This is a genomic window from Roseateles sp. DB2 (assembly GCF_051857535.1).
GTDB lineage: Bacteria > Pseudomonadota > Gammaproteobacteria > Burkholderiales > Burkholderiaceae_C > Roseateles_B.
Genome location: NZ_JBPZGY010000004.1, coordinates 153156 through 169517, shown reverse-complemented (window position 1 = coordinate 169517; position 16362 = coordinate 153156). Strand labels below are relative to the sequence as shown.

At 67.8% G+C, this 16362-nt stretch carries 15 protein-coding genes; 4 read left to right on the top strand and 11 right to left on the bottom strand.

Annotated features, from left to right (window positions below; translation table 11 throughout):
- The 8 genes from ACS5PK_RS08105 to ACS5PK_RS08070 form a co-directional block, all read right to left on the bottom strand.
- A complete protein-coding gene (locus tag ACS5PK_RS08105; protein ID WP_439439728.1) occupies nucleotides 1-1071 on the bottom strand; it encodes an N-acetylneuraminate synthase family protein in 1071 nt (356 codons plus the stop codon).
- On the bottom strand, nucleotides 1068-1766 hold the full coding sequence (locus tag ACS5PK_RS08100; RefSeq protein ID WP_439439727.1) for a glycosyltransferase family A protein: 699 nt from the start codon (nucleotides 1764-1766) through the stop codon (nucleotides 1068-1070). The genes ACS5PK_RS08105 and ACS5PK_RS08100 overlap by 4 nt, the downstream gene beginning before the upstream one ends.
- Nucleotides 1763-2953 (bottom strand): DegT/DnrJ/EryC1/StrS family aminotransferase, encoded by a 1191-nt coding sequence (locus tag ACS5PK_RS08095; RefSeq protein ID WP_439439726.1) that lies wholly within the window; start codon nucleotides 2951-2953, stop codon nucleotides 1763-1765. Before ACS5PK_RS08095 ends, ACS5PK_RS08100 begins: the two co-directional genes overlap by 4 nt.
- A 49-nt stretch (nucleotides 2954-3002) precedes the next feature.
- Complete coding sequence (locus ACS5PK_RS08090; protein WP_439439725.1) at nucleotides 3003-4124, bottom strand: iron-containing alcohol dehydrogenase family protein; 1122 nt, start codon at nucleotides 4122-4124, stop codon at nucleotides 3003-3005.
- A 43-nt stretch (nucleotides 4125-4167) separates the two neighbouring features.
- The gene (locus tag ACS5PK_RS08085) at nucleotides 4168-5502 is read right to left on the bottom strand and encodes a TolC family protein (RefSeq protein WP_439439724.1); all 1335 of its coding nucleotides are present in this window, start codon (nucleotides 5500-5502) and stop codon (nucleotides 4168-4170) included.
- Nucleotides 5503-5634: 132 nt separating this feature from the next.
- Nucleotides 5635-6810 carry an HlyD family efflux transporter periplasmic adaptor subunit gene (locus ACS5PK_RS08080; protein ID WP_439439723.1) on the bottom strand — a complete coding sequence of 392 codons (1176 nt, stop codon included), beginning with the start codon at nucleotides 6808-6810 and terminating at the stop codon, nucleotides 5635-5637.
- A gap of 47 nt (nucleotides 6811-6857) precedes the next feature.
- Entirely contained in the window at nucleotides 6858-9191 is a 2334-nt protein-coding gene (locus tag ACS5PK_RS08075) for a type I secretion system permease/ATPase (protein WP_439439722.1), read from the bottom strand.
- A 19-nt stretch (nucleotides 9192-9210) separates the two neighbouring features.
- A complete protein-coding gene (locus ACS5PK_RS08070) occupies nucleotides 9211-11082 on the bottom strand; it encodes an O-linked N-acetylglucosamine transferase family protein (RefSeq protein WP_439439721.1) in 1872 nt (623 codons plus the stop codon).
- 226 nt (nucleotides 11083-11308) lie between these two features.
- Here ACS5PK_RS08070 and ACS5PK_RS08065 point away from each other — a divergent pair, with 226 nt between their 5' ends.
- The 4 genes from ACS5PK_RS08065 to ACS5PK_RS08050 all read left to right on the top strand — a co-directional run bounded on the left by ACS5PK_RS08065 (nucleotide 11309) and on the right by ACS5PK_RS08050 (nucleotide 14057).
- Complete coding sequence (locus ACS5PK_RS08065; RefSeq protein WP_439439720.1) at nucleotides 11309-12316, top strand: D-2-hydroxyacid dehydrogenase family protein; 1008 nt, start codon at nucleotides 11309-11311, stop codon at nucleotides 12314-12316.
- Complete coding sequence (locus tag ACS5PK_RS08060; RefSeq protein WP_439439719.1) at nucleotides 12316-12891, top strand: chromate transporter; 576 nt, start codon at nucleotides 12316-12318, stop codon at nucleotides 12889-12891. The genes ACS5PK_RS08065 and ACS5PK_RS08060 overlap by 1 nt, the downstream gene beginning before the upstream one ends.
- 1 nt (nucleotide 12892) lies before the next feature.
- Nucleotides 12893-13420, top strand: a complete 528-nt coding sequence (locus ACS5PK_RS08055) for a chromate transporter (protein ID WP_439439718.1) — start codon at nucleotides 12893-12895, stop codon at nucleotides 13418-13420.
- Nucleotides 13421-13496: 76 nt separating this feature from the next.
- Nucleotides 13497-14057, top strand: coding sequence for a PEP-CTERM sorting domain-containing protein (locus tag ACS5PK_RS08050; RefSeq protein WP_439439717.1), 561 nt, complete (start codon nucleotides 13497-13499; stop codon nucleotides 14055-14057).
- An 85-nt stretch (nucleotides 14058-14142) separates the two neighbouring features.
- On the opposite strand, the gene upp is transcribed toward ACS5PK_RS08050, so the two are convergent.
- The 3 genes from upp to ACS5PK_RS08035 are packed head-to-tail and all read right to left on the bottom strand — an operon-like array spanning nucleotide 14143 to nucleotide 16290.
- On the bottom strand, nucleotides 14143-14775 hold the full coding sequence (gene upp, locus ACS5PK_RS08045) for a uracil phosphoribosyltransferase (protein WP_439439716.1): 633 nt from the start codon (nucleotides 14773-14775) through the stop codon (nucleotides 14143-14145).
- Between the two features lie 37 nt (nucleotides 14776-14812).
- The gene (rlmB, locus tag ACS5PK_RS08040; RefSeq protein WP_439439715.1) at nucleotides 14813-15559 is read right to left on the bottom strand and encodes a 23S rRNA (guanosine(2251)-2'-O)-methyltransferase RlmB; all 747 of its coding nucleotides are present in this window, start codon (nucleotides 15557-15559) and stop codon (nucleotides 14813-14815) included.
- Nucleotides 15556-16290, bottom strand: coding sequence for a DUF1624 domain-containing protein (locus ACS5PK_RS08035; RefSeq protein ID WP_439439714.1), 735 nt, complete (start codon nucleotides 16288-16290; stop codon nucleotides 15556-15558). Before ACS5PK_RS08035 ends, rlmB begins: the two co-directional genes overlap by 4 nt.
- Nucleotides 16291-16362 lie beyond the last annotated feature (72 nt).

Below are 16362 nucleotides of genomic sequence, written 5' to 3'. Positions count from 1 at the left end.
TCAGGCGCCCTGCCCCAGGTCGGCCCACTGCAGCACGTGGTCGGACTCCATGGCGCGCAGCGCGGGCCGGCCCAGCACCTCATCCCAATGCAGGGGACTGATGCCGGTGCCCGGGCGCTTGTAGGTCAGGTGGGCCTCCGTGAGCACTTCACCGGCCGCCACGTCACGGGTCAGCACGATGGAGCGGCGGGCATTGGCGCGGGCCGGGCCCTCGGTGGGCGTGGGCTGCTTGTGATCGCTCTCGCCCAGCAGGTCGTGCACGGTGTCCAGCGCCGTCATGAAGCGGCGCAAGTCATGCACGTCCATGGCATGGTAGTGGTCGTTGCCGGGCAGGGTCTTGTCGTGGGTGAAGTGCTTCTCCAGCACGACGGCGCCCAGCAGATGCGCGCTCATCAGCGGGTACATGGCTTCGTCCGGCAGGGTGTGGTCGGAGTAGCCGATCAGCAGCTCCGGATAGGCCCGCTGCAGGCCCTTGATCATGCGCAGATGGGCCTGGGCATTGGGCGTGGGGTAGTTCAGCACGCAGTGCAGCAGCACCAGCTCGCGGCAGCCGGCGGCGCGCAGGGTCTGCACGGCCATGTCGATCTCGCCCAGCGTGGAGGCACCGGTGGACAGCACCACGGGCTTGCCCTTGGCGGCGATCTTGCGAAGGAAGGGAATGTTGGTGAGGTCGGCCGAGGCGATCTTGTGGAAGGGCATCAGATCGTCCAGAAACTCCACCGCGGCATCGTCGAAGGCGGTGGAGAGGAAGTCGATGCCGATCTGCTCGCAGTGCCGCGCCAGGGCGCGGTACTCCTCGGGCCCGAAGCGGTCGTACTTCTTGAAGAGCTCGAACTGGCTGCGCGTGGGCTCCTTGCTGGTGTCCCAGTAGGACGGCGAGTGCCTGGAGGCCAGGGTCTCGGCCTTGTAGCTCTGGAACTTGGCGGCATCGGCGCCGCCCTCCTTGGCCAGCTCGATCAGGCGCTTGGCCTGCTCCAGGGAGCCCTCGTGGTTGACGCCGATCTCGGCGATCACATAGGGGCGGCTGTCAGGGGTGAGGCGGCGCTTGCCGAGGGTCACCGAGGCGGTCATTGCATGCTCCTGCGGACGGCTTGGGAAGCCGAGGATCCGTCGACACCATGCTTGCTGATCAGGCGCTGGCGGTGCAGCTCCATGGCGTCGAGGTCGTTGGTGATGTTGTTGTCGTGGCGGCGGTAGCGGTACAGGGGCAGCTCCAGCCGGGCGATGTGGTGCTTCTGCTCGAAGCGGATGCGCAGCTCGCGCTCCTCGTGGCGATGGAAGCTCTCGTCGTAGAGCCCCGTCTCCATGAGGTGGGCCTTGCGGAACATGATGCCGCAGGCGATGGGCTCGTCCATGCAGTTCACCCGCTCCAGCACCTGCTCGTGGTCGTCCACCAAGAGGTAGTCGCAGGCCACGGCGTCGTGCAGGGGGTTCTGGTCCAGGAAGAAGTGCAGGATGTTGAGGAAGTTGGCGTTGACGTAGTCGTCCGAGTCCACCCGCACGATGAAGTCGCCACGCGCGGCACGGATGCCGCGGTTGAGTGAGGCTGGGAGGCCCAGGTTGCGCTCGTTGCGCAGGGGCACGATGGCGTCGTGGAAGAGCTCCAGGGCGTAAGGCGTGCGGTCGGTGCTGCCGTCGTCGATCACGATGATCTCGTACTGGTCGCTGTGCAAGGTCTGATTCAGCAGCGAGCGCAGGCAGCGGCCGATGTAGCGTTCCTGGTTGTAGACCGGCACGATGACCGAGACCAGCGGCTTGAAGTTCATGCCCCCACCTCCTGTGGCTGCAGCGCCAGGCCCAGGGCCTCCGTCAGCGCCTGGCGGGCCAGCGCGGGCGCTTCTTCGCGCAGCTTGACGCCCACCGGCAGCGACACGGCCCGCGACAGCAGCGTGGCCGACTGCGGGAAGGCCTGCGAGAGATCGCCACCATGCGCACCGGCCAGCTCGGGCATGTGCGTCCAGGTGCCGGCGAAGTGCCAGGTGAAGGCCTCGGGCAGGATCTTGGTGGCCAGGCCACGCGCCAGCAGGGCCTCGCGGCAGCGGCGCGCAGCGGCGTTGTCCTGCACGAAGAAGACGAGCGCATCAGCCGTCTCGTAGCTGCCGGCCGGCACCTCGCGCGGGGCAATGCCGGGCAGGTCCCGGATGGCATTCCAGAGCTGATCGCGGTTGCGGCGCTGGGCCTGCACGATGTCCGGCAGCTTGCGCAGCTGGGCCAGGCCCACGGCGCCCTGCAGCTCCATCATGCGAAAGTTGAAGCCGCTGCTGGCGCGGGTGTCCTCCCAGCGCGGCACGGCGGGGTTGTTCTCGTGGCCGTGGTCATGCCAGGCGGCGCCGCGGGCCCAGTCGTCCTGCTCCTGGAACAGCACCAGGCCGCCCTCGCCCGTGGTCATGGTCTTGGCGAAGTCGAAGCTGAAGGTGCCCAGGCGGCCCCAGCTGCCCAGCGCCCGGCCGTTCAGCGAGCCGCCGCAGCCCCAGGCTGCGTCCTCGATGAGGGCGATGCCGTGCGCGTCGCAGATGGCCTTGATCTCCGGCAGGCGCGAGGGCGTGCCCAGCATGTGGACCACGATGACGGCCTTGGTGCGCGGCGTGATGCGGCGCTTGAGGTCCTCGGGGTCCATGTTGAGCGTGGCGTCGATCTCGGTGCAGACCGGCGTGGCGCGCGACTCGATGATGGCCTCGACGGTGGCCACGAAGGTGAAGCTCTGCGTGATGACCTCGTCGCCCGCGCCTATGCCCAGGGCCGCCAGGCCCACGCGCAAGGCGGCGGTGCCGGAGGACACGGCCAGCGCATGCGGCGAGCCCATGGCCTTGGCAAAGGCCTGCTCGAACTCGCGCACCTTGTAGCAGTCCCCCCGCAGGGCATCGAAGCCGTGGCGGAACAGGATGGCGCCGCGGGCGAAGATGTCCTGGATCTCGGCCAGTTCCTCTGGGCCCATCACTTCGTAGCCTGGCATGGTGTCTCCCGAATCGTGCGGTGTCTGTGGCTGTGGCGGCGCTGCCTGTTTACATCATGCGGAAGAGATCCGCCACCCTCTGCGGCGTCAGGCGGGACTTGAAGTCCTCGCCCAGGGCGTTGGTCAGGGGCTTGGCATGCACGATGGAAGCCTTGTAGAGCGCCTCGAAGCCGGCCTCGTCCAGGCCCGCGCAGACGCCCTGGGGGATCTCCACGCCCTGCGCCTGGACCATGCCCCAGAACTCGTCATAGGCCTGCGGATAGAACTCGCCCATGGCCCGCATCACGATGCAATTGGCCACGCAGTGGTGCAGGCCCAGCACGACGGACAGGCCCGCGGACAGTGGGTGCACCAGCCCCACATAGCTGGTGGCGATGGCGCAGCCGCCGAGGTAGGAGGCCACCATCAGGCGCTCGCGGTTCTCAGGCGCCATCATGTCGCCCTGGGCGAAGACCTGGCGGCAGAGGCTGATGGTCTCGCGGGAGTAGGCGTCGCCGATGGCGTTGCGGTAGCTCCCGGCCAGGGACTCGATGCAGTGGATGTAGGCATCCATGCCCGTGTAGAAGTACTGGTTGCGCGGCACGGTGGCCGTCAGCAGTGGGTCCATGATGACGTGGTCGAAGACCGTGTAGTCGCTGTTCATGCCCAGCTTCAGGCCGGTGGCCTCGTTGGTCATGACACAGGTACGGGTGGCCTCGGCGCCGGTGCCCGAGACGGTGGGAATGCCGACCTTGAAGACGCCGGGGCGCTTGAGCAGGTCCCAGCCCTGGTAGTCGGCCGCATGGCCGCCGTTGCCCAGCAGGTTGGAGACCGCCTTGGCCGTGTCCATGGTGATGCCGCCGCCCATGCCCACCACGGCCGCCGGCTGGCTCAGGCCGCGATCCAGCAGGCTGGCCACCAGGGCGTCGATGCCCTCGGTCTTGGGCTCGTGCTCGGTGCGCACGAACTGCAGCACGTCGGCCGCCCCCACGCCCAGGCGGGCCGTGAGCTCGGGCTGGCCGGCAAAGAACTCGTCGACCAGGAAGACGACGGCCTCCCCCTGCCCTTGCCCGCGGGCCTGCGCACGGCGACCGTCCAGCAAGCCCTGCAGCTCGGCCAGCGAGCCTGCGCCGATGTTGTAGCGGCCGACGTTCTTCACGAGCTTGACGCCGGTATCGAGGATGTTTGCCATGGTGTGTCTGTGAGCTTTCAAAGGACTGGAGCGGGATCGGGCTTCAGCGCAGCGGCGCCATCACGCCCCGCCCCAGCGACCACAGCATGGCCACGGCCTGCTGCCCGTCGAAGATGGCGTTCACGTGCGCGATGCGCAGCGAGTAGTAGTCTGACTCCGATCCCATCACGTCGAACAGGGAGCGGCGGCCCAATTGCTGCCACTGTTGCAAGGTGGCAGTGCGCAGCTGTGAACTGTTGCGCAGGATCTCGGTGATGCGCCGCGCACGGTCGAAGGCCGAGGTCGCGGATTCATGCATGTCGATCAGGCGGTAGCGCCGGGTCTCCAGGGCATCCTCGCGCTGCAGCCGGGCGGCCTCGGCGCGCTTGGTGGCGGCGTTGACCGAGGCGTCCTGGCCCGGCGTCATCAGGGGCACGTTGACGCTGAAGCCCACGGCCCAGTCGCGGTTGCGGGTCACGCCAGCGGTGGCGCTGGTGCCTACGATGGCATTGACCTGGGGCTTGGCATTGGCGCGCACGCTTTCCACATAGCTGCCCTGGGCACGGGCCTGGGCTTCGAGCTGGGCCACGTCGGGCGCGCTGAGCGCGTCCTTCTGCATGTCGTCCAGCGCGGGCACGCGGGTAAGGAGGTTGGAAAAGCTTGCGCTGGGCGGCAGCTCGTCGCCCACGAAGCGCTTGAGCCGGGTCTCGGTCTGGCGCAGGGCGGACATGGTGGCCTCCACGGCGAGGTCGGCCTGCAGCAGGTTCTTCTGGGCCTGCACCAGCTCGCTGGCGCGGCCCTTGTCGGCCTTGACGATGGTCTCCAGCGAATCCACCAGGCAGGCCATGCGGCGCACGTACTGGCTGTAGACCTGGGCCTGCAGCAGGTAGCGGCCCCGGTCCAGGGCCAGGGACACGGTCTGCAGGGCCAGCTGCTGCTCGGCGCTGTAGTAGCCCTGGCGCGCCGCCTCGGCCAGCTGCGAGCGCCAGCCGACCAGCTGGCGGTTACGGCCGAAGTCGAAGAGGGTGGTGCTGAGGCTCAGGGCCACGCGCCCCTGTGCGCCATTGGCGGTACTGACGCCGTCCGTGCTGGAGCCGATCTGGTTGGCCTGCATGTCCAGGCTGGCGCGGGGCTTGTTGGCCTGGCTGACCTCGTCCCAGTCGTCGCGGGCGGCCTGGGCCAGCAGCTTGATCATGCCCACGGACTGGCTGCGCGCCAGGGCCCGGTCCACCAGGATCTGGATCTGCGCACGCGGGTCGGCGTCGCTGATGACGAGCTGGCTGGCGGCCTTCTGCGCGGCCGGGGTATTGGCGTCGTCCTCGTTGCATCGCCCCTGGGACTGGGCGGCCGTGGCGGCCCCCAGCAGCAGGCACAGGCCGATTTTGCGCAGCGTCACCATGGCCTCATCCCCCAGCGTACAGACAGGTCTTGCTCATGCCTGTACTGGACCACAGGGTGGCCGGGAACTTGAGCGGGAATAAGCGGCGCCAAACCCCGTTTCTCCGAGGCTGGTCAAGGCCGGCACTGGCGTTCAGCGCTCGCGCAGGGCCTCGCGGGAGCGCATCATGGGCCGCAGGAGGAAGCTCAGCACCGAGCGTTCGCCGGTCTTGATCTCCACCGCGGCCGTCATGCCAGGGATGATGGCCAGGGTCTCGCCCTTGTAGCGGATGTTGTTCTGCTCGGCGCGGATCAGGGTGCGGTAGTAGCGGCCGTCGCCGCCCAGGGGGTTGGGCTCGCCGATGGCATCCGGGCTGATCTGCTCGACCTTGCCCTCCAGCCCGCCCAGGGCGTTGAAGTCGATGCCCGAGAGCTTGATCACCGCATGCTGACCCACCTGGATGAAGCCGATGTCCGCCGGGCTCACCCGGGCCTCGACCAGCGTGCGCGAGCCCACCGGCACGATCTCCATGATGGGCGAGCCCATGGGCACCACGCCGCCGATGGTGTTCATGCGGATGTTCTTGACCAGGCCGCGCACCGGCGAGCGCAGCACCGTGCGGTCCAGGGCATCCTTGCGAACCACCTGCTGCTGCTTCATCATCGCCAGCTCGTTCTGGAGCTTGACCAGCTCGCTGGTGGCCTCCTGCCGGAAACGCCCCAGGCGCTCGACCTTAGACTGCCGCATCTCGTTGACCTGCCGGGTGAGGCGCATCACTTCCACATCGGACATCAGGCCCTTGGCCGACATGTCCTGCGCCACCTTCAGCTCCTTGGCCACCAGCGCGGCACTGCGCTCGATGCCCGCAATGGACTCCTCCAGCAAGCGCTGCCGCGCCTGGAAGGCCTGGGTCTCGGCGGCTGTCAGCGCGGGCATGGACTTGAGCTCGTCGGGAAACTTGAGCGCTGTCCCATTGGCCTCGGCCTGCAGCCGGGCGGCCTGGGCCATCATGGCCAGCTCGCGCAATTGGCCTTCATTCTGCTGGGCCTCGACCCGCGTGGGGTCCAGACGCACCAGCGCCTGGCCGGCCTCGACCTGCTGGCCTTCCCTGACCAGCAGCTCGCGCAGCAGGCCGGAATCGAGGCTGGCGATGATCTGCTCCTTGCCGTCTGGCACGACCCGCCCCTCGCTGCGGCTGACCATGTCCACCTGGGCCACCGAGGCCCAGACAATGGCGGCCACGACGGCGGCCAGCATCAGGTAGACAGCCCACATCACGCGCGGCAGCGGTTCATCCACCTGCGCAGCGGCCAGGCTGCTCAGGAACAAACCTTCGTCTCTGGAGGATGAAGCCACTCAGCGCCCTCGCTCGATGCTCACACGGACGGCGAGCGCTGCACCGGCTGCGCCGCAGGGTGCATGTGCAGATTGGAGGCCTGGGCAGCGGCGGCCGGGTCGGGCGCGGCGGGGCGCACGCCGGACAGCGCGGCCAGCACCTGGTCACGCGGACCGTCCATCACCAGGCGCCCGCCATCCATGACGACGATGCGCTGCACCAGCTCCAGCACGGCCGGACGGTGGGTCACGACCAGCAGCGTGCACTGTTGGGCCGCGTCGCGCAGCTGGCGCAGGAAGAGGATCTCGGACTGGGCGTCCATCGAGCTGGTGGGCTCGTCCATCAGCAGCAGCTTGGGGCGGTTCACCAGGGCGCGGGCCAGGGCCACCATCTGGCGCTGGCCGCCGGACAGCAGGCTGCCCATCTCACCCACCGGCAGGTCCCAGCCCAGGGGATGGCCGGACACCACGCGGTCCAGGCCCGTCACCTTGGCGACCTCCACCAGGCGGGCGGCGTCCACGTCGGGGCGGCCCATGGCGACGTTGTCCCGCAGGGTGCCATGGAAGAGCTTGGGCTCCTGGGACACAAATCCCACATGGGCGCGGAACTCGGCCGGGTCGATCTGGCGCAGGTCAATGCCCTCGATCTCCACCATGCCTTCGGTGGGCTGGTAGAGCCCCGCCAACAGGCGCAGCACCGTGGACTTGCCGCTGCCGATACGCCCCAGCACGGCGATGCGCTCACCCGGTTCGATGCGCAGGTTCACGCCCTTGAGCACCTTGGGCGGCAGGTGCTCGCCGGTCATCGGGTAGGAAAAGCCCACCTCGCGCAGGCCGATGCGGCCGCTGAACTGGCTCATGGGCACGTAGTTGCGGTCGGAGGCGCGCTCGACGGGCTTCTTCATCACCTCGTCCAGAGACTGCATGGCCGCACGGGCGCTCTGGTAGCGGGCCGTGAGGCTCACCACGCTGCCCAGGGGCGCGATGGCGCGGGTAGCGAACATCACCGCGCCGATCAGGCCGCCTGCGGAGATCACCCGATCCTGAATCAGGTAGACCCCCCAGACCAGCATCACCAGAGTCACGGCCTGCTGCATGGTCATGGTGAGGTTGTTGGTGAAGGCATGCATGGCCCGCATGCGCAGGCCGGACTCGGCGGCCACGGCATTGCTGATCTCGTAACGGTGAAGAAAGCGGCCCTCGGCGCCGGCGGTCTTGAGGTCTTCCAGGCCCTCTACAACCTCGACCAGGGAGCCCTGCAGCTCCGCCTGCTCGGCCATATTGGCCCGGACCACATTGCGCAGGTACTTCTGCAGGACGAAGGTCAGCAGTACCAGGCCTGGCACGGCGAAAGCCACCACCCAGCCCAGCGGCCCGCCGATCAGGAAAGTCATGGCTACAAAGAGCACGATGAAGGGCAGGTCCGAGACCACCGACATGCTGGCCGAGGTGAAGAACTCCCGCACCGTCTCCACCTGCCCCAGGTAGTGGGCATAGGAGCCGGCCGAGGCGGGCTTGTGCTCCATGCGCACCAGCAGGGTCTGCTTGAAGAGCATGGAGCCAATGATGAGGTCTGCCTTGCGGCCGGCCAGGTCGATCAGGTGGGCCCGCAGCTGGCGCGCGAAGAGGTCGAACATCAGCGCCAGGGCCGATCCGATGGCCAGGGTCCACAGCGTGGCCATGGCGTCGTGGTGGGGGATGACCTTGTCGTAGATGACACTGGTGACCAGGCCGGTCACCATCATCAACAGATTGCTCAGCAGGGCGGCCGTCATGGCGCCGCGGTAGTAGGGGATGAAGCGCTTGAGCGTGCCCCACAGCCAGTGGCTGCCCTGCCCCGTCAGCAGGGCATGGTGGCGCGGATCGGCCTGAGAGACTTCCTTGGGCGTGGCCACGAGCGCGAAACCGCTGTACTCGCCCTCCAGCTCCGCCTGGGCCACCACGCAGGCCTTGGCCTCAGGGCCGGGGAAGACCACCTCGTAGGCCGGCTGCCCCTCGACCTCGCGGCGGGAGACCAGCACGCAGGCATCGCCGCCATGCAGCAGCAGCACGGCGGGCAGCACCAGGGGGTTGATCTCGGACAGGCCCTTGCTGAGCATGCCGGCCTCGTAGCCGGCCTCGCGCATCATGCGGATGGCCTGGTTGGGCGCCAGCGGCCCCTCGGACGGCGCGCAAGCGCGCAGGGAGGCCGGCGAGCGGGCCTTGCCGTGGTGCTGGGTCAGCCAGACCAGGGCCTGCAGCAGTGGGTCGCCGATGTCTCCCTCGGGCACGGCATGCTCGCGCCCGGCCTGCGGCTCGGGCGCCGCGGCCAGGTGCAGCGCAGCCCCGCGGGAGGGCTTGGCACCGTCGAAGAAGGAATCGTGTCGCTGACTCACTGGGGATCCCTACCGGGCATCAGGCCCCCGGGGCCTTGCGCCGATGCTCCAGCACCAGGCGTTCGAATTCATGCTCAAGATCGCGCACCAGCGCGGGAATGTCAAACAACGGCGTCTGCCGGCCCTGCTCGCGCAGGTAGCGCTTGTAGGATGCCGCACGCAGGGGCTGGCGCCCGATCTGCACGGCGCGCTCCACGTACTCCGGCAGGGAATAGGTCACGAGTTCAGGCAGTCCGACGGCCGTCAGCAAGCTGCCGGCCATGCGCGAGATGTAGCAGCGCCCTGCCCGCGTGAGGATGGGCGTGCCCATCCAGAGGCAGTCGCTGGCGGTGGTGCCGGCGTTGTAGGGGAAAGTGTCCAGCACAAGGTCGGCCAGCTGGAAGCGCGCCAGGTACTCCGGCGGCGCCACGCGGGGCGCGAAGTGCAGGCGCTCCGGCGCCACGCCGGCGGCCTGTGCGGCGGCCTTCATATTGGCCTCGGACCAGACATTGTCCGCCAGCAGCCACAAGAGGCTGCCCGGCACCTGCTGCAGGATCTGCATCCAGGCCGAGAACATTTCCTCGGTGTACTTGTGGTTGTTGTTGAAGCTGCAGAAGATGAAGGCGCCCTCGGGCAGGCCATAACGGGCCCGGTCCGGCGTGGGGCCGACCGCGCGCTGGCGGTCGCTGACCTGGTAGCAGTGCGGCAGGTAGATGGGCTTCTCGGTGCACAGCGGCAGGTACTCCGGCGGCATCGTGAAGCGGTCCGCGATGATGTAGTCCTCCCCCGGCAGGGCCGAGGTGGCCGGCAGGCCCAGGTAGCCCACCTGCACAGGTGCCGGGCGGTAGGCCAGGATGTTGGGGCGCGCGCCGCTGGTGAGACCCTGCAGGTCGACCATCACGTCGATGCCCGCCTCGGCGATCTGGCGCGCAGCCTGCTGGTCTTCCACGCCAGCCAGGGGCATGAAGTGGTCCATGGCCTTCAGGATGCGGGCGCGCTGGGCCGTGCCATCGTCCTTGCTCCAGCACAGGGCGTGGACCTCGAAGCGGCTGCGGTCGTGCAGCTCGAAGAGTTCGGGAGTCAGCAACCCCACGGCATGCATGCGCAGATCGCCGGAGAGGTAGCCGATGCGGATCTTCTCGCCCGCGGGCCGGGCATGCAGTTGGTGGAAGGGCTTGCCCTTGTACTTGACCACCCGTTCGTTGACAAAGCGCTGGGCCACCATCAGCTGGATGGCCGGATCGTCGGTGGCGCTGAGCGTGGCCAGCAAGGAGGTGTTGACCAGCAGCTGGTTGTGCGTCACCTCGCCCACGGGCTGGTAGATGGGCCATTCGCACTGCTTCTGGCGGATGTGCACATAGTGCTGCTGCACATCGCCCTGCTCGGGCTTGAGCAGCAGGCTGCGCTTCATCAGCGCCTCGGATTCGTCGAGGCGGCGCTCGCTCTCCAGCAGGCGGGCAGCGTTGTTCAGGGCGTGCAGCCGCAGTTCAATGGGCTCGGCGCCAATGGCCATCAATTCGCCCGCGTCATAGACCGCCTGCCACTGGGCCAGGGCCTCGGCCGTCTTGCCCTGGTGCTCCAGCTGGTGACCAAGGTTGAGCTTGGCCTGGGCGAAGTCCGGGTTCAGCGCCAGTGCGCGCTGATAGACGGCTTCGGCCTCGGCGTGCCGGCGCATCTCGCCCAGCACGGTTCCCCAGTTGAACAGGGCCAGCAGACGTTGGGGGCTCTGATTGCTCTCGACCCAGGCCTCGTAAAGCGACAGGCAATCCGCCAGCCGGCCTCCCGTTTGCCACTGGTGCGCCAGGCTCATCAATTCCTGCAAGGGCATGGCGCCGACACGGGCGCGGGCGATCAAGGCCTCGGCCGAGGCGGCCTGGTCCAGCAGTGCTGCAGCGGGTTGTGACATGTCCATGGCGAGGCGCCTGCTTCCGCGAGGGCAGGCAAACAGTTGGGCTTGCCGGCCATCTTAGGGAGAGCCCTCGGAATCGATCCCGCCAATTGAGCGGTATTCACCCGCCATCACGGCGTGATCCATGACCTGCATCACGGTGCGCGGCGGGCGGCCAAAAATCTAATGAATTGCTCGCAGTCTCATGCCCAATGCGTTGATTTAGAAGGCACAATGCCACGAGCATGCCATGAATATCATCATTCTCGACGACTATCAGGACGCTGTGCGCAAGCTGCGCTGCGCCAGCAAGCTGGACCCCTTCAACGCCAAGGTCTTCACCAATACGGTGAAAGGCATCGGTCAACTGTCCGTGCGCCTGCGGGATGCCGAGGTGCTGGTGTTGATCCGCGAGCGCACCCATTTCCCGCGCCAACTGCTGGAAAAGCTGCCCAAGCTCAAGCTGATCGCCCAGACCGGGCGCGTGGGCTCCCACATCGACGTCGAGGCCTGCACCCGGCTGGGCATTGCCGTCGCGGAAGGCGTGGGGTCCCCCATCGCCCCGGCAGAGCTGACCTGGGCGCTGATCATGGCTTCCATGCGCCGGCTGCCGCAGTACATCGGCAATCTCAAGCACGGCGCCTGGCAGCAGTCGGGACTGAAGGCCGCATCCATGCCACCCAATTTCGGCGTGGGCATGCTGTTGCGTGGCAAGACACTGGGTATTTGGGGCTACGGCAAGATCGGTCAGCTGGTGGCAGGCTATGGCCGCGCCTTTGGCATGCAGGTGATGATCTGGGGCAGCGAGCAGAGCCGAGCGCGGGCCCTGGCGGACGGGCATGCCGCCGCCGAGAGCCGTGAAGCCTTCTTCGCCCACTGCGACGTGCTGAGCCTGCACCTGCGCTTGAGCGAGCGCACCCGCGGCATGGTCAGCCTGGACGACCTGAACCGCATGAAGCCCACGGCGCTTTTCGTCAACACCTCGCGCGCCGAGTTGCTGAGCGAAGGTGCCCTGGTCTCCGCCCTCAACCGCGGACGGCCCGGCATGGCCGCCATCGATGTCTTCGAGAGCGAACCCATCCTCCAGGGCCACCCCCTGCTGCGCCTGGAGAACGCCGTGTGCACGCCGCACATCGGCTATGTGGAGCAGGACAGCTATGAGCTCTACTTCGACGCCGCCTTCGACAATGTGCTGAACTTCGTCCGCGGTGAAGCCAGCAACATCGTCAATCCCGATGCACTGAAGGCGCTGCGCTGATGGACGCGGGCCAGCGCCCGGCCCCAGCCGGCCCCAGGGACTTGTTCCTTGCCTTCAACCGCCTCGCCCTGCAGGGTTTCGGAGGCGTGCTGGCCGTGGCGCAGCGGGAGCTGGTCGAGCGCCTGGGCTGGCTCAGCAAGCAGGAGTTCGTCGAGATGCTGGCCGTGGCCCAGGTCATGCCGGGGCCCAATGTGGTCAACATCTCCCTGATGATTGGCGACCGCTTCTTCGGCCTGCGCGGCGCCTTTGCCTCGCTGATGGGCATGTTCACCGTACCCTGCCTGATCGTGCTGGGCCTGACCGCCCTGGCCGGACAGTGGCTGCACGAGCCCGCGGTCCAGGGCGCCTTGCGCGGCATGGGGGCTGTCTCGGCGGGCCTGATCCTGGCCACGGGCGTCAAGCTGCTGGGCACGCTCAGGCAGCATCCGCTCAAGCGCCCGGCCGCCCTGGGTTTTGCGGCCCTGGCCTTCCTGGCCATCGCCCTGCTGCGCTGGCCCCTGATCTGGATCGTGCTGGGACTGGGCGGACTGGGCATGGCCCTGGTCTATGCCCGGCTGGGGCCGCCGCAGGACTGACATGCTGCTGGACCTGTTCCTCCATTTCCTAGCCCTGTCACTGCTGGCCATAGGCGGCGCCATCACGACCGCGCCGGAGATGCACCGCTACCTGGTGGGCGACCGCGGCTGGCTCAGCGACGAGACCTTCACCCAGTCCATCGCCCTGGCGCAGGCCGCGCCGGGGCCCAACATCCTCTTCGTCGCGGTGCTGGGCTACCAGGTCGCCGGCCTGCCCGGCGCGCTGGCGGCCATGGGCGGCATCATGCTGCCCTCCACAACCCTGGTGATGGTGGCCACCCGCTGGGCACGAGCCCACCAGGAAGACCGCCTGGTGCGCTCCTTCACGCTGGGCCTGCAGCCGCTGACGCTGGGGCTGATCATCGCCACGGGTTGGCTGCTGGCCGCCCCCTATCTCCAGCAGGCCGAACGCCAACTGCCGACCGTGCTCCTGGTGGCCATCACCCTGCTGCTAACCCTGAGAACGCGACTGTCGGTGGTCTGGATGGTGTTGCTGGGGGGCCTTGTGGGCGCCCTGTGGATGCGCTAACCCCCTTCAATGTGGGATGTTCGGTGGCGGGACGATTGCGATACTTCGGCGTCCCTTCTTCACATCCACCCACATCATGAAAAAACTGGCTCTTGCCCTCGCCCTGGTTGCTGCCGGCGCTGCCCATGCCGCCCCGGTCTACAACGCCGCCAACGGTCACTACTACGAGTACTTCGCCGACGCCGTGACGGCCGAGCAAGCCTTCACCCTGGCCGCCGCCAAGAGCTACCTGGGCATGAACGGCTACCTGACCACCATCACCAGCAAGGATGAAAACACCTTCGTCGCCACCACCGCAGGCGGCCAACTGGCCTGGATCGGCGGCTCGGACCGCGGCGATGCCGTGAACCACTGGACCTGGCGCGTGGGCCCCGAAGCCGGCCAGGACTTCACCTTCACGAGCTGGGCCCCCGGCGAGCCCAACAACTGCTGCGGCGGTGAAGACTACGTGCACATCAACTGGGCCGGTTTCGGCCTGTGGAACGACCACGGCGGCCCGGCCAATCCCGGCCAGCGCAATGGCTATGTGGTCGAGTACAGCGCTGCTGCCAGCGCCGTGCCCGAGCCCGCCTCCCTGGCCCTGATCGGCCTGGGCCTGGGCGTGGCCGGCCTGGCACGTCGCCAGCGCAAGGCCTGACCCCCTGCATGACCGGGAGGTTCAGGCCTTCCCGGACAGCAAAAAGGGCGCCCTCGGGCGCCCTTGCTCATGGTGAAGCAGACCTTCAGCCTTCCTTGGTGCCGAAGATCTTGTCGCCGGCATCACCCAGGCCGGGGATGATGTAGCCGTTCTCGTTGAGATGGCTGTCCACGGCGGCGGTCCAGCAGCGCACGTCCGGATGCGCCTTCGTCAGCGCGGCCACGCCCTCGGGCGCGGCGACCAGCACCAGGGCGCGGATGTCCTTGCAGCCGCGGCGCTTGAGCAGGTCAATGGTGGCGATCATGGAGCCGGCGGTGGCCAGCATGGGATCCACCACCAGAGCCGTGCGCTCTGCCAGGTGGCCGACGAACTTCTCGAAGTAGTGCACCGGTTGCAGGGTCTCGTGGTCGCGGGCCAGGCCCACCACGCTGATCTTGGCATTGGGGATCATGTCCAGCACACCATCCAGCATGCCCAGGCCCGCGCGCAGGATGGGCACCACCGTGACCTTCTTGCCGGCGATCTGCTCGACCTCGGTCGGGCCGCTCCAGCAGTTCAGGGTGGTCTTCTCCAGGGGAAAGTCGGCCGTGGCCTCGTAGGCCAGCAGCCGGGCGACTTCGCCGGTCAGCTCGCGGAACTTCTTGGTGGAGATGTCGGCCTCGCGCATGAGGCCGATCTTGTGCTGGACCAGGGGGTGACGGACTTCAATGACAGCCATGGTGCTTTTGCTTCTCGTGAATCGTTGATGGGCTGGATTATCGCGAGCCAGCCTGGCGCTGGCGCAGGGCTTCGTAGAGGCACACCCCTGCCGCAACCGAAACGTTGAGGCTTTCCACCGCGCCTTGCATGGGGATGCGCACCAGCTCGTCGCAGGTCTTGGCCGTCAGCTGGCGCATGCCTTCGCCTTCGGCACCCAGCACCAGGGCAACAGGCCCCTGGAGATCCAGGTCATAGATGGACTTTTCTGCCTGGTCCGAGGTGCCGATCACCCAGATATTGCGTTCCTTGAGTTCGTTGAGCGTGCGCGCCAGATTGGTCACCATCAGGTAGGGCACGGTCTCCGCGGCACCGCTGGCCACCTTGGCCACCGTGGCGTTGAGGCCCACCGCATGGTCCTTGGGCGCCACCACGGCATGGGCCCCCGCGCCATCGGCCACGCGCAGGCAGGCGCCGAGATTGTGAGGATCGGTGACGCCATCCAGCACCAGCACCAGGGGCGCACCTTCCACGCCGTCCAGCACATCGTCCAGCGAATGCTGCTGGGCCACCGCCGTGCAGCGCGCGACGACACCCTGGTGACGGCTGTTGCCGGCCAGCGCGGCCAGGCGGTCGCCGTCACTTTCCACCAGCTTGGCACCGGCCTCACGGGCGCGTTCGAGGAACTGGCGCATGCGCTGGTCACGGCGCGAGCCCTCGAAATGGATCTCGCTGATGGACTGGGGCGCGGTCTTCAACCGCACGGTGACGGCATGGAAGCCGAAGAGGATGTGTTTGGCACTCATGCCCGCATTGTCGCCTGCCACAGCATCAGGCCGCCGATCAGCACCGGCTGGTGCAGCATGTAGTAGCTGAGACTCCAGCGCCCCAGCAGGGCCAGGCCGCGCCGCAGCGGCCCGCCGGGGCGCGGCGGCGGCAGACGCGGAGCCAGCCAGCGCGCCAAGGCCGCACCCAGCAGCATCATGCCCAGCCAGGGCAGCACAGGGACGTAGTCTTCGGTCACCGGCTTATGGGTCACCAGGCCCAGCCAGTTGGTCCAGCGCGTGTCAAAGAAGGGGTGCTGGACCAAGGCCGGCAGCAGCACACAGACCAGGGCCAGGGTCAGCAAGGCGGCCTGCCCCAGGCGCGGCAGCCCCCAGCGCAGCAGAAGGAGCATCAGCGCCATGCCATGCAGCACGCCGAAGCTGATGAAGGAGCGCGGAAACATGAACCAGGAGCCCACGCTCACCAGCAGCGCGCAGCCCGCGACCTGCCGCCAGCGACGCCAGAAGCGCGGCCAGCCCTGGCCCTGAGCCAGCGCCACCGCCTGGCCCATGCCGGCACACAGGAGGAAGAGGCTCACGATGCCGCTGCGCTGCCAGGTCCAGAAGGGATCGCCGTAGAAGTCGGCTCGGAAAAAGCCGTAATGCTGGAGGTCGAAGCTGAAGTGGAAGACCGTCATCCAGACCATGGCCAGCCCGCGCAGGGCATCAAGGCGATCGTCGCGGTCAGGCAGGGAAGGAAGGCTGAGGCTCATGGGCAAGAGGGCAGGCGAAGGGCGCAGTCTAAGTCTTGAATAATCAGACCCTGCTCTCATTCTCGGACCTGA

Coding starts and splice junctions, on each gene's coding strand:
- upp (WP_439439716.1), bottom strand. CDS start 14,775: ATGGCTGTCATTGAAGTCCGTCACCCCCTGGTCCAGCACAAGATCGGC.
- rlmB (WP_439439715.1), bottom strand. CDS start 15,559: ATGAGTGCCAAACACATCCTCTTCGGCTTCCATGCCGTCACCGTGCGG.
- ACS5PK_RS08065 (WP_439439720.1), top strand. CDS start 11,309: ATGAATATCATCATTCTCGACGACTATCAGGACGCTGTGCGCAAGCTG.
- ACS5PK_RS08095 (WP_439439726.1), bottom strand. CDS start 2,953: ATGCCAGGCTACGAAGTGATGGGCCCAGAGGAACTGGCCGAGATCCAG.
- ACS5PK_RS08100 (WP_439439727.1), bottom strand. CDS start 1,766: ATGAACTTCAAGCCGCTGGTCTCGGTCATCGTGCCGGTCTACAACCAG.
- ACS5PK_RS08035 (WP_439439714.1), bottom strand. CDS start 16,290: ATGAGCCTCAGCCTTCCTTCCCTGCCTGACCGCGACGATCGCCTTGAT.
- ACS5PK_RS08085 (WP_439439724.1), bottom strand. CDS start 5,502: ATGGTGACGCTGCGCAAAATCGGCCTGTGCCTGCTGCTGGGGGCCGCC.
- ACS5PK_RS08055 (WP_439439718.1), top strand. CDS start 12,893: ATGCTGCTGGACCTGTTCCTCCATTTCCTAGCCCTGTCACTGCTGGCC.
- ACS5PK_RS08070 (WP_439439721.1), bottom strand. CDS start 11,082: ATGGACATGTCACAACCCGCTGCAGCACTGCTGGACCAGGCCGCCTCG.
- ACS5PK_RS08060 (WP_439439719.1), top strand. CDS start 12,316: ATGGACGCGGGCCAGCGCCCGGCCCCAGCCGGCCCCAGGGACTTGTTC.
- ACS5PK_RS08105 (WP_439439728.1), bottom strand. CDS start 1,071: ATGACCGCCTCGGTGACCCTCGGCAAGCGCCGCCTCACCCCTGACAGC.
- ACS5PK_RS08090 (WP_439439725.1), bottom strand. CDS start 4,124: ATGGCAAACATCCTCGATACCGGCGTCAAGCTCGTGAAGAACGTCGGC.
- ACS5PK_RS08050 (WP_439439717.1), top strand. CDS start 13,497: ATGAAAAAACTGGCTCTTGCCCTCGCCCTGGTTGCTGCCGGCGCTGCC.